The 13,130-nt window shown below is 50.6% G+C and carries 11 protein-coding genes; all 11 read right to left on the minus strand.

Features of this window, described 5'->3' with window-relative positions:
- Positions 1–8 precede the first annotated feature (8 nt).
- On the minus strand, positions 9–746 hold the full coding sequence (gene pyrF / locus HP567_RS21405) for an orotidine-5'-phosphate decarboxylase (RefSeq protein ID WP_304502564.1): 738 nt from the start codon (positions 744–746) through the stop codon (positions 9–11).
- A 15-nt stretch (positions 747–761) separates the two neighbouring features.
- The gene (gene carB, locus HP567_RS21410; RefSeq protein ID WP_173608162.1) at positions 762–3,974 is read right to left on the minus strand and encodes a carbamoyl-phosphate synthase large subunit; all 3,213 of its coding nucleotides are present in this window, start codon (positions 3,972–3,974) and stop codon (positions 762–764) included.
- The gene (locus HP567_RS21415) at positions 3,958–5,055 is read right to left on the minus strand and encodes a carbamoyl phosphate synthase small subunit (protein ID WP_173608163.1); all 1,098 of its coding nucleotides are present in this window, start codon (positions 5,053–5,055) and stop codon (positions 3,958–3,960) included. Before HP567_RS21415 ends, carB begins: the two co-directional genes overlap by 17 nt.
- A 55-nt stretch (positions 5,056–5,110) precedes the next feature.
- Positions 5,111–6,391 carry a dihydroorotase gene (locus tag HP567_RS21420; protein ID WP_173608164.1) on the minus strand — a complete coding sequence of 427 codons (1,281 nt, stop codon included), beginning with the start codon at positions 6,389–6,391 and terminating at the stop codon, positions 5,111–5,113.
- Positions 6,358–7,299 (minus strand): aspartate carbamoyltransferase catalytic subunit, encoded by a 942-nt coding sequence (locus tag HP567_RS21425; RefSeq protein ID WP_173608383.1) that lies wholly within the window; start codon positions 7,297–7,299, stop codon positions 6,358–6,360. The genes HP567_RS21420 and HP567_RS21425 overlap by 34 nt, the downstream gene beginning before the upstream one ends.
- A gap of 177 nt (positions 7,300–7,476) precedes the next feature.
- Entirely contained in the window at positions 7,477–8,826 is a 1,350-nt protein-coding gene (locus HP567_RS21430; protein ID WP_173608165.1) for a solute carrier family 23 protein, read from the minus strand.
- A gap of 165 nt (positions 8,827–8,991) precedes the next feature.
- Positions 8,992–9,531, minus strand: coding sequence for a bifunctional pyr operon transcriptional regulator/uracil phosphoribosyltransferase PyrR (gene pyrR / locus HP567_RS21435; RefSeq protein WP_007728461.1), 540 nt, complete (start codon positions 9,529–9,531; stop codon positions 8,992–8,994).
- 224 nt (positions 9,532–9,755) lie between these two features.
- The gene (locus HP567_RS21440; protein ID WP_173608166.1) at positions 9,756–11,117 is read right to left on the minus strand and encodes a PD40 domain-containing protein; all 1,362 of its coding nucleotides are present in this window, start codon (positions 11,115–11,117) and stop codon (positions 9,756–9,758) included.
- Between the two features lie 99 nt (positions 11,118–11,216).
- Positions 11,217–11,618, minus strand: a complete 402-nt coding sequence (locus tag HP567_RS21445) for a VOC family protein (RefSeq protein ID WP_173608167.1) — start codon at positions 11,616–11,618, stop codon at positions 11,217–11,219.
- Between the two features lie 20 nt (positions 11,619–11,638).
- Entirely contained in the window at positions 11,639–12,568 is a 930-nt protein-coding gene (locus HP567_RS21450) for an RluA family pseudouridine synthase (RefSeq protein ID WP_173608168.1), read from the minus strand.
- 45 nt (positions 12,569–12,613) lie between these two features.
- Positions 12,614–13,063 (minus strand): signal peptidase II, encoded by a 450-nt coding sequence (gene lspA / locus HP567_RS21455; protein WP_173608169.1) that lies wholly within the window; start codon positions 13,061–13,063, stop codon positions 12,614–12,616.
- Positions 13,064–13,130 lie beyond the last annotated feature (67 nt).

Below are 13,130 nucleotides of genomic sequence, written 5' to 3' on the forward strand. Positions count from 1 at the left end.
TGGCTACTTTACGAACGATCTTTTTCCACTGCTGCGACGATACTTTGCCAAACCCCTACCGGATCTTTTGCACCCGTAATGGCGCGTCCGATCACAAGGTAATCACTGCCCAAGCGGAATGCCTGTTCTGGTGTCGTGATACGTGTCTGATCGCCTTGATCTGCTCCCAGTGGACGAATTCCTGGGGTTACGGTTACAAATGCGTCTCCAGCAGCTTTTTTGATCATCGGTACTTCTAACGGAGAAGCAACGACCCCATCCAAACCAGCTTGCTTGGTCATCCGTGCATAGTGCACGACAACATCCTCTACCGCACCTGGAATCGCCAATTCTTGATTCATCGTTTGCAAACCAGTAGATGTCAGCATTGTAACACCGATCAGGAGGGGACGAGCAGCACCTGCCGCTGTCCCTTGCTCCAAGCCTTCTCTCGCTGCCGCCATCATGGCTACGCCGCCTGCCGCATGAACGTTAACCATGTCTGCTCCCAGACGCGCCAGGCTTCTCATTGCGCCTTTAGCTGTATTGGGAATATCATGAACCTTCAAGTCGAGGAACACGTTGAATCCTTTGTCCTTTAAAAAGGAAACGATCGCTGGCCCTTCTGCGTAAGCGAGCTCCATCCCCACTTTTACATAGCGGATATGCCCCTGAAGCGGCTCGATGCACTTTTTGACTTCATCCAGTGTGGAAAAGTCGAGCGCAACAATCATGCGTTCGCGAATATCGGTTAGTTGTTGTTGCACGCTGCTCTCCCCTTTTTATACAGTTACTGCTACTTTGGCACCAGCACGCTGGGCAGGCATTGCTTCTGTAGAGAATGTGATCGTCTCCAGTACGTGCAGGAGAGCGGAAGCTGTATCCAGCGAAGTCAAGCATACCGCGCCGTTTTCTACTGCTTCCCGACGAATGCGGAAACCGTCGCGTTGTGGCGTTTTGCCTTTTGTCAGTGTATTGAGTACGATGTTCGCTTCGCCTGTATGGATGACATCCAGCAGGTTTGGCGTGCCTTCGGACAATTTGCTCACGCGTGTGACTTGCAGTCCCGCTTGCTCCAAATAATCGGCAGTGCCTGCGGTTGCCATCAGCTTGAAGCCGAGGTGGCGGAAGCGTTTCACAATGTCTAGGGCTTCTTCCTTGTCTTTATCGGCAACTGTCACGAGCAAGGTGCCTTGTGTCGGGATATTCATCCCCGCTGCGACCAAGCCTTTGTACAACGCTTTTGCCAGTGTGCTCTCGCGTCCCATGACTTCTCCGGTCGATTTCATTTCAGGGCCGAGCGTAATATCAACGCGGCGCAGCTTTGCAAAGGAGAAGACGGGTACTTTGACAGAAACCATCGACTCCTCTGGATGGTAGCCCGGTGTAAAGCCTTGTTCGATGATAGAGTGACCAAGGATCGCTTTCGTCGCGATGTTCGCCATTGGAATCCCCGTTACTTTGGAGAGGAATGGCACCGTACGGGACGAGCGCGGATTGACCTCGATGACGTATGGGCGGTCTTTATAGATGACGAACTGGATGTTGAGCAAGCCTTTGATTTGCAGGGCACGCGCCAGCTTCGTTGTCATGTCGATCAGTTCATCCTTGATCGCTTGGGACAAGGATTGCGGAGGATATACAGCGATGGAGTCACCGGAGTGCACCCCTGCGCGTTCGATATGCTCCATGATGCCTGGAATCAGGACGTTTTCGCCATCGCAGATCGCGTCGACTTCCGCTTCTACCCCGACCATGTAACGGTCTACCAGTACAGGGTGATCAGGATTTACCTTCACCGCTTTTTCCATGTACTCCAACAGTTCGGACTGATTGTAGACGATTTCCATCGCACGTCCGCCAAGTACGTAGGATGGGCGTACCAGGACTGGGAAGCCAAGACCTTCTGCTGCCACGACTGCCTGCTCGACAGAAGTTACCGTTTTGCCTGGTGGTTGGGCGATTTCCAGCTCGCGCAGCAGCGCTTCGAACTTCTCGCGGTTTTCTGCTGCGTCGATGTTTTCCAGACTCGTACCCAAGATTTTGATTCCGCGTGCAGCCAGCTTGTCAGCCAGGTTGATCGCGGTTTGCCCGCCGAATTGTACGATGACACCCTCTGGTTTTTCCACATCGAGAATGTTCATGACGTCTTCGATGTACAGCGGCTCGAAGTATAGGCGATCAGATGTGTTGAAGTCTGTGGAAACAGTCTCCGGGTTGTTGTTGATGATCACTGCCTCATAGCCCGCTTCTCTCAGTGCCCAGACAGCGTGGACAGTCGCATAGTCAAACTCGATTCCTTGACCGATGCGGATTGGTCCGGAGCCCAGTACGACCACGCGCTTCTTGCCAGTCTCAATGCGCTCGTCTTCCACTTCATAAGCGGAGTAGTAGTACGGTGTTTGCGCTTCGAATTCTGCCGCGCACGTATCTACCATTTTATATACAGGTACAAAGCCTTTCTCTTTGCGCATTGCGTGTACCGCTTCTTCTGTCTCACCGCACAGCTCGGCAATTTTGCGGTCCGTGAAGCCCATGCGCTTTGCTTCGTACAGCTTCTCACTCGTCAAGCCTTTTGCCAGTTCCGCTTCAAAGGCAATCATTTTATGGAACTTGTGCAGGAAGAACAGATCGATCTTGGTCAGGTTGTGCAGTTCTTCGATCGTCCAGCCACGGCGCAGTGCTTCTGCCAGCAGGAAGAGGCGTTCGTCATCCGCGTGTACCAGTCGTGCTTTCAAATCTTCCTCGCTGATTTCGTCTGCTCCTTTGATCTCGATGTGATAACTGCCGATTTCCAAGGAACGAATGGCTTTCATGATCGATTCTTCAAAAGTCCGACCGATTGCCATCACTTCTCCGGTCGCTTTCATTTGCGTACCGAGCTTGCGGTTGGCGGATTGGAACTTGTCGAACGGCCAGCGTGGAATTTTGCTGACGATGTAGTCCAGCGTTGGCTCGAAGCATGCGTAAGTTTGGCCTGTCACCGGGTTTTTCAGCTCATCCAACGTGTAGCCGATTGCGATTTTGGCTGCCATCTTTGCGATTGGGTAGCCTGTTGCCTTGGAAGCCAGTGCAGAAGAGCGGCTCACACGCGGGTTCACTTCGATCACATAGTACTGGAAGCTGTGCGGATCGAGTGCGTATTGTACGTTGCAGCCTCCCTCGATACCGAGCGCCCGGATGATGTTCAGTGCGGATGTGCGCAGCATTTGATACTCGCGGTCAGCCAGTGTTTGGCTAGGTGCTACTACGATGGAATCACCAGTATGCACGCCGACTGGGTCGATGTTTTCCATGTTGCAGACGACGATGCAGTTGTCGTTGGCATCGCGCATTACTTCGTACTCGATTTCTTTCATGCCGGCGATGCTTTTCTCGATCAAGCATTGCGTAATCGGGGAGTATTTCAATCCGCTTGCGACGATCTCGCGGAGTGTTTCTTCATCATCACAAATTCCGCCGCCTGTACCACCCAAGGTGTAGGCAGGACGAACGATGATGGGATAACCGATTTCGTTTGCAAAATCGACAGCTTCTTCTACCGTGCTCACGATGACGGATTCAGGTACTGGCTCGCCCAGTTCATTCATGAGGGAGCGGAACAGGTCGCGGTCTTCTGCTTGCTTGATCGATTCCAGCTTGGTTCCGAGCAGCTTTACATTTTCTTGCTCGAGAACGCCTGCTTCTGAGAGGGCAACAGCCATGTTCAAGCCTGTTTGACCGCCAAGTGTAGGCAGTAGTCCATCCGGCTTCTCTTGACGAATGACGCGCGCTACGAATTCAGGTGTGATTGGCTCGATATATACTTTGTCCGCCATGTTTGTATCCGTCATGATGGTCGCCGGGTTGGAGTTGATCAGAACTACCTCCATGCCCTCTTCTTTTAACGCTTCGCATGCTTGCGTGCCTGCATAGTCAAATTCTGCTGCCTGCCCGATAACGATAGGTCCAGAGCCGATTACGAGGATTTTTTTCAGATTATCTTGTTTTGGCATGAGTTTTTTCCTCCTTAGCGGTTTCCATCATCGCAAGAAACTGGTCGAACAGGTAGCCGGAATCATACGGTCCTGGAGCTGCTTCTGGATGGTACTGTACTGAGAATGCATTCTTAGCGGCATGACGTACGCCTTCGATGGTGCCATCATTCAGTGCGATATGTGTAACTTCCAGTTCCGTGCTTGCGAGCGAGTCTTCTTTGACTGCATAGCTGTGGTTCTGGGATGTGATATAGGTGCGTCCGGTTGGCAGCTCTTTTACCGGATGGTTGCCGCCACGGTGTCCGAATTTCATTTTCGTCGTGTCAGCGCCAGATGCAAGCGCGAACAGTTGGTGACCGAGGCAAATTCCGAACAGCGGATATTCACCCAAGATTTCGCGAATCATCTCTACGGCTTGTGGTACGTCCTTCGGGTCCCCAGGGCCATTGGACAAAAGTATTCCGTCCGGTTGAATGCGGCGAATCTCTTCTGCTGTCACATTGTAAGGCACAACGACAACGTCGCAGTTGCGCTTGGTCAACTCGCGCAAAATCCCGTGCTTGGCTCCGAAGTCTACCAGTACTACCCGATGACCTGTACCCGGGCAGCTGAAGACGCTTTTCGTAGAAACGCGTGATACTTGGTCTGTCATCAATGTCGTGCCGTTTAAGGCAGCAACCAATTCAGCCAACGGGGCTTCACTGGTTGTAATCATGCCCTTCATCGTGCCGTGGTAACGAATTTTTCTCGTCAGCATCCGGGTGTCGATTCCAGCAATACCCGGAATGTCGTATGTTTTCAGCAGTTCGTCGAGTGTGTTCGTATTGCGCCAGTTGCTCGGTGCCTCGCAATGCTCGCGAACAACGAAGCCGTGAATGTATGGACGAACAGCTTCAAAGTCGTCTCGATTGATCCCGTAATTTCCGATTAGCGGGTATGTCATGGTGACGATCTGTCCGCAGTAGGATGGGTCGGACAAAACCTCCTGATAGCCAGTCAGCCCTGTATTGAAAACCACTTCCCCGTAGGACTCCTTTGTCGCTCCAAATGCCGTCCCGATAAATTCTGTTCCGTCTTCCAAGATCAATCTTGCACGCATCTATGCTCCTCCTCCATTGTCGTGTAAAAACTTTTGTCTTGTCTGTCAGTCGTTTTTACACGTTTTGATATACGATCTTCCCATCTACCAGCGTCAGGGTCGGCCAGCCTTTGCATGCCCAACCGGCAAATGGTGTGTTGATTCCTTTACTTGCGAATGTGCTTGGGTCAATTGTTTTTTCCGTTTCCAGATCAATCACAGTCAGGTCTGCTGGCGCGCCTACTTCCAGACGTCCGTATGGCAGATTGAATGCTTCTGCTGGCTTCACGGTCAACAGCTCAACCAGCTTCTTCAAGGTCAGCTCTCCCGTTTGTACGAGATTTGTGTACAACAGCGGGAATGCTGTCTCCAGTCCGACAATTCCGAATGGCGCACGGTTTATCCCGTTTGCTTTTTCCTCTTGGGTGTGTGGTGCATGGTCGGTTGCGATCATATCAATGGTGCCGTCTTTTAATCCCGCAATCAGTGCAGCACGATCTTCACGAGAGCGCAGCGGCGGGTTCATTTTCCAATTCGTATCCAGATTGTCCGGGATATCCTCGTCGCACAGCAAGAGGTGATGCGGACTGACTTCACATGTTACATTCACGCCAGCGCGTTTCCCGTCGCGTACCAGACGCACCGACTCTTTCGCGCTGATGTGACATACGTGGTAGTGGACACCTGTCTGTTCTGCCAGCAAAATATCGCGGCCAACGTGGATGGACTCTGATTCAGACGGAATTCCAGGGAGTCCGTGTCGAGCTGCAACCACCCCGTCATGCAAAGCTGCTCCCGGGATCAACAGGTCTTCGTCCTCACAGTGAGCGACGATCGCGATCCCAAGCTCTGCTGCTTTTTGCATGGCCTTTTTCATCATCGCAGTTGATTGCACACCCACACCGTCATCTGTCAGCGCGAAGATCCCCGCTTCTTTTAACCCAGCGAAATCCGTCAGCTCTTTTCCCAATTGGCGAACAGTAATCGCACCATACGGGATCACGCGCGCCATACCTGCCTCGCTCGCTTTGTCCAAAATGTAGGTCACGGTCTCGACACTATCAATGGACGGTCGTGTGTTTGGCATGCATGCTACCGTTGTAAATCCGCCTTGTACCGCTGCTTTTGCCCCTGTTTCGATCGTTTCTTTGTGTTCAAAGCCTGGCTCGCGCAGATGTACGTGGACATCGATGAGACCCGCGCTAATCATGCCGCCATGACAATCGATCCATTCATGTCCCTCGCGATCGAGTGTTTCCCCTATCGCTGTGATTCTTCCCTTTTCCACCAATATTTCCATCGGGGTGAGTTCCCCCGCCTGATTTAGTACGTTGCCGTTGCCAAGGATGATTCCCATGTCATTTCGCTCCCTTTCAAAAGAGTTTCTAAAACTGCCATTCTTGCTGCGACTCCGTTGGTCACTTGGGTTTGAATCAAGGACGTTTCGCATTCTACCAAATCGGTATGAATCTCAACCCCGCGATTGACGGGTGCCGGATGCATGATGACTGCGCCGGACTTCATCATTTTGGCTCTTTCCAGTGTGAGCCCATGTGCCTTGTGATACTCTTCCTTCGATAGATAGAGGGATTCCGCGTGGCGCTCCAGCTGAACGCGCAGCATCATGACCACATCTGCGGTTTGAACTGCTTCTTCCATTTCCACGATTTTGACACCTTGCGGGATATGGGCTGGCATCATGGTAGCAGGACCTGAGAGCAGCAGATTCACACCGAGCTTCGGCAGCGCATGCAGATGAGAACCGAGCACGCGGCTGTGGCGCAGATCTCCAATGATCGCTACCGTGAGACCAGAGAGCTTGCCAAACTTTCTTTTCATGGTCAAAAGATCCAGCAGGCATTGCGTCGGGTGCTCATTCGTTCCATCTCCCGCGTTGATCAGCTTCAGGTCAACGCTTTCTGCCAACTCTTGCAGCAGGCCTTCCTTTTTGGTGCGGATCACGGCTGCTTCCACGCCCATTGCTTCCAAGGTGCGAATCGTGTCATAGACCGTCTCGCCTTTTACGGTAGAGGAGGTTTCCGGAATGAAGTTCAAAACATGTGCGCCCAGTCGCTTTTGAGCTACTTCAAAAGAGAAGCGTGTTCTGGTGCTGGCCTCGAAGAACAGATTCGCGACAAACCGTCCGCGCAGGATATCCGCTTGCTCAGTTGGTCTGGCAGCCCAATGCTCTGCTCGCTCGAGGAGCTGGATGATTTGTTCTTTCGATAAGTCTTTGAGGCCAATCAAATGCGCTACATTTTTCATCATGAATCCCTCCGGTTCTTTATTTTTCAAAAGAAAAAGCTTCTTGGCATCGCTTTGCATCTGGAGGCAAGCGAGACAAGAAGCTGGTTGAGTGCCTTTTTTGGGCAGCCAAAACAGCGTTCTTTGCCTTGCCAGCCTCTCTGGACTGGATTTAAAGGATTGGGAACGTTAGGCTATTTATTTTTGTTCTTCAAGGTGCGCTTCTCCCATCGCAGTCTCTTTTCCTGGAAGGATCAGGTGCAGAATAATTCCCAGGAAGGTAGAGAGTGCGATATTATCGATGGTCAGATCACTCAGGAAAGCGATACCTGTACTTGCAAAACTGATTTTGTATCCGCCGATTCCCGTGACGAGGATGACCGCTGCGAGAATCATGTTGCGCTTGTCTGCAAAATTCACTTTGTGCTCGACGTACATCCGCAAGCCTTGTGCTGCGATGATACCGAACAGGATGATGGAAACACCGCCAAGTACCGGCGTTGGAATCGTCATTAAAATGGCGCTAATCTTACCAGCGAAGGCGAACATGATTGCCAGTACAGCAGCCAGACCGATGACTACTCGGCTGTATACCTTCGTCATTGCAAGGACACCGATGTTTTCTCCATATGTCGTTGCTGGCGGACCTCCGATGATGGCTGCCAGTGAGGTCGCTACCCCGTCTCCGAGCAAGCTGCGGTGCAGACCCGGATTTTTCATCAGATCGCGATCCATGACCTTGCTCGTTACCAGCAAGTGCCCCAAATGCTCTGCCAGCGTGACGAAAGCGACTGGCGCGATGACCAGTGCTGCGATCCATGCAGAGCCGTCACCGATCACACTCATGACTTCGGTAAATTTGAAGTGCTCCGTAAACATTTTTTGTGGCGTGATGAACCAGTCTGCTTCTACTACTTTTTGAAAGTTAATCAGTTCAGGGTGACGCAGCAGCGTGTATACATAGCCTGTAACCATACCGATCAAGATGGGGATAAGACCAAGGAATCCGCGCAGCATGACCGCTGCAAGCACTGTTATGACCACAGTTACGAGCGAGATTTCAATCGAAGTCAGCGACATTTGCGATTGACCGTCTACAGTGACTTTCGTTGCCATATCTACTGCTACGCCAGCCAGGCTCAGACCGATCACGACGATGACAGAAGCGATGACAACAGGTGGCAGTACCCGATCGAGCCATTTGACTCCTGCTTTTTTCACGATACCGGCGACGATGATGTACACAATCCCGGAGAGGAAGCAACCCAAGAGTGCCGTCCCTACTCCATGTGATTGACTCACGACGATAATCGGACCGATGAAAGCGAAGGAAGAACCGAGGTAGTTTGGCAGTTTTCCTTTGGTGATCCACAGGAATAAAAGGGTTCCAATCCCGCTTGCCATGAGCGCCGTTGCTACATCCAGCCCCGTTAAGATCGGCACCAATACAGTCGAGCCGAACATCGCGAACAAGTGTTGGATACTAAGTGGCAGCAATCGCGAAATATGTGGTGTTTCGTCTACATCGATGTAATTTTTCTGGCTCATGCCTGTATGCCCCCTGTTTCGTTTCTTCCATATCAAAAAAGTGTCTTTTATACAAAAAACCTCTTTGTGTGGACACAAAGAGGCTAGCTTCGCCATAATCATGGGAAGTATCTTGCCTCTTGCCGACCTCACGGGATCGTTTTTAAAGAGGAATCCTATTCTTTATTACAGTAGCTGTCGGATGGAGACAATATCCATAACGTCCACTTCTGCCAATTGTACATCGACAATTTCCGTTCGGGCAGTAGGGAGGTTTTTTCCGACGAAATCAGGGCGAATTGGCAACTCGCGATGACCACGATCAACCAGAACAGCCAGTTGAATCATCCGTGGGCGACCGTTGTCAATCAGTGCATCCAACGCGGCACGCACGGTTCTTCCCGTGTAGAGAACATCATCTACCAGGATCACGGTCTTGCCTGTGATTTGATCCGGGAGCTTGGAGCCTTGCAAAATGGCATCTTCGGACTTGTGTTGCAAATCGTCACGATAGAACGTAATGTCCAGCTCACCGACTGGGACTTTCACATTTTCAATCATTTCGATTCTTTCCACAAGGCGTTGCGCGAGGTAGATCCCTCTGGTCTTGATGCCCACGATAATGAGATCCTCGACGCCTTTATTTCGCTCGATAATTTCATGCGCGATTCGCGTGAGTGCGCGGCGGATCGCCGCTTCATCCATAATAACGCTTTTGTTGATCATCTCAATATCCCCCTTTTCGACGGGAACAGTGGACCTTACGAAAAAAGGCTCCTTGTCAGGAGACAAGAAGCCCTCGGACAAACTGACCGGACTTTTAAACGTCCCGCCTGTTTGTCATTCCGTGCCCTTGCCAGCCTCACTGGACTGGATTTAAAGGTTCCATTCGTCATGTAGAATTATGTCACGATTCTGGACGGGTGTCAATGCAGCCCGAAAAAGTCTAACTATTCCCAATAGACGCTGACCCACGGTGGCAAGTAGTTCGCATAATAACCAATGTCCCCTGTCATATCTTTGATCAGCTCGATTTGTTTGTCCGCATTCTCGCCAATTCCTTGGATAAACAGGGAGCCATGCTCCGCTCGATCCAACCGCAAGAAAAGAAGCTGTTTCCCATCTGGAGACGGCGCTGGATAGTAGTCCGCTGTATTCGCTTCCCCTTTTGTCACCTGCTGCTCCGCTCCATCCGCGGATCGCCGCCAGATGCCTTGTTCCTGTACCATGACCTTCTTTGGGTCGTAGGAATACTCTGTAGCCAAGCCTCTGGTGAAAAGCAGCGTGTACGGAGCTTTCGGAATCCATACCGGGTAAGTGTCTACCACCACTGGACCAGGGCTGACTGTTTTGACCTTTCCTGCTCGATCCATCAGCTTCAACTGCTTGTTAGTCGTGGCGATCCGGTCAGTTCCATCGACAAAAGCGAGCTGCTCGCCATTTGGTGTCCAGGCAAGCCAATCAGGATAAGCCAATCCTGTTCCGATCTCTAATGGCTTTTTGGCAGGCTGTGTCAAATCAAAGCATTGAATAGGTACGCCATCAGCAGATAAGGAGCCTGAGTTATACCTGACAAAGTAGGCCACAGCCTTCCCATCCGGAGATACTTTTAAGCCTGTCGCTGCCCATGGGTATATGCCTTCTTCCACTTTTGGCGGTTCTGCTATCGGATAGGCAGCCAACGGTTTACCTGCAAGTGTGCGCAAGGCCAGTGTCATCGGCTTATTTTTTTCGGCAGGTAGCGAGACAAGCATGTTTTCCCCATCCGGCATCCAGACAAAATCTGCGAAATCAGCCTTCGTTGTACTTTGCAAAGCTAATTCTCCATGCTCTTGGACGTCTTTTACGATCAGCAATAGTCTCGGTGCTTCATTACTGCCAACATTCACGGTGTACGCGAGCTTGTTCGCTTTCGGAGACCATTTTGGCGTTTCAAAAACCGCTCGCTCGTCTACTTGCACAGCTTTGCTGCCGTCAGCTCTGACGATCCACACATAGCCTGGTGTCGAGTAATTGTCGTTGCCTTTGTATTTCACAAACAGGAGCCACTTGCCGTCTGGCGACCAGCCCACGATCTGTGCATAGCCGTCCTTGGTGATTTGCCTTACCTTTCCTGTCGCATCCCGTCCATCTACCAAAAACAAATGCTGGTTGCTCGTAAATGCAATTTTTGCCGGAACGCTTATTTCCTTGTTCACTCGCTCTGGCCACTGGCTTTGGGCTGCCACCTTTGCTTCACCGTTTGCTGTGACAAGTACAGCCAAAAGGACAAAAAGGCTGATCAGCTTCCCCCATTTTCCGATCACAGGCATTCACTCCTTACACGCTCTATTGAATGATGAAAAAAACGCCAGAAGAAAGTAATAAGCTCTCTACTAGCGTTTTCCAATCCAACTGCCATTATGTAAGTGTCATAGGAAGACTGGCTGCAACAACAAAAAACGATTGCCATACAGATCCTCGAAAACAACCTCAATGCCATACATCACTTCGTTTGGTTCACTCACAAACTTTACACCGCGTTGACGCAGTGTTTCGTATGTGGACCAAAAATCATCCGTCTCCCAAACCCACATTGGATTTTTGCCGACTTGACGAAGCATTTCCTGCGCAACGTCTTCCCGATGCCAATGAGTTGGGTCATGCAGTACAATCTCTATCTCCTGCCCAGGCAGGCTGACGGTGAGCCAACGAGAGCCATCATCCATACGCGAATCCATGCGTTTTTCGAAACCGAGTTTTTCCGTGTAAAACCGCAATGCCTCTTCACAGTCGTGAACGTACAGCGTTACATGCGCTAATCTTTTTAGCACGGCTATTCCTCCTGTTCTCTTTACGCTTGTCGGAGAACTTCGATGACCTCAAGCATTTCCTTCGGCATTGGCGCTTCGAACTCGAGCTGCTCTCCTGTACGTGGATGGATGAAGCCCAATGTTTTCGCATGCAGAGCTTGTCCATCGAGCTCCAATGTATTTTTCGGACCGTATTTCGGGTCACCTGCCAGTGGATAGCCAATGTACTTCATGTGTACGCGAATTTGATGGGTACGTCCTGTTTCGAGTTTCAATTCTACCAACGTGTACTCCTTAAAGCGCTCCAACACGATAAAATGCGTAACAGCTGGCTTGCTGTTTTCAAAAACGACCGCCATTTGCTGGCGATTTTTCGGATCGCGCCCGATTGGTGCTTCAATCGTTCCCATTTCATGCGGGATGACACCGTGAACAATCGCGACATACTTCCGATTGACTGTATGTGCTTTCAATTGTTCAGCCAAACCCATATGTGCCTTATCGTTTTTAGCTACCATCAAAAGGCCGGAAGTATCCTTGTCAATCCGGTGGACAATTCCCGGACGCAAAACGCCATTGATTCCGGACAAATCCTTGCAATGTGCCAAAAGCCCATTGACGAGTGTCCCACTGTAATGACCAGGAGCAGGATGCACGACGAGTCCACGTGGTTTATTCACGACCACGACATCGCTATCCTCATATACAATATCAAGCGACATCTCTTCTGGCTGGATCGCCATTTCTTTTGGCGGCGGAACACGGAGGGTCACTTCGTCCTCTGCCTGTAGCTTGTAGTTGTTTTTGATCGGTTCACCATTTACAGTGACACGACCTTCCTTTACCCAAGCCTGCACCTGTGAACGGGACCAATCTTCATTTTGCAGCGTGATAAATTTGTCGATGCGCTCACTCGTATCCGCTGGGTCTACCGTCCAATCGTAACGTTCAAATAATTGCGTGTCATTCATGTATGTTCTCCACCTATCCGAGCTTTCCCACTATTATTCTCATGACTATCGGTTTTTCTTCCCATCCAGAAAAACATCGAGAAGCAAAATCCCCACACCAATCGTGATGGCCATATCAGCCACGTTAAAGATCGGGAAGTGAATCAACGTAAAATCGAGAAAATCTACGACTTGACCGGACGTCGCACGATCAATGAAATTCCCGACGGCTCCACCCAAGACAAATGACAGCGCCAACGATGCACGAGGTTGTTTTTTTCCCAAGCGAATCAAGGAAATGACAATCCCAATCACAACGACAGTGGTAATGGCAATAAAAAACCAACGTCGATTTTGCAGGATGCCAAACGCCGCTCCCATGTTTCGATGGGAAGTTAGATGAAATACGTCCGCGATCAAAGGAATGGATTCTCCCAGTTCCATATACTTCACGACTAAATACTTTGTAAACTGATCAAGCGCAATAATTACTGCCGCAATGAGATAGTACAACAATGGAATGTCCTCCTTATTCTGCTTCGACCAGCAACTGTACAAACACAATGTCAAATGATCATTTTAC

It is taken from the genome of Brevibacillus sp. M2.1A, assembly GCF_013284355.2.
In the GTDB taxonomy this organism is placed as follows: Bacteria; Bacillota; Bacilli; order Brevibacillales; family Brevibacillaceae; genus Brevibacillus.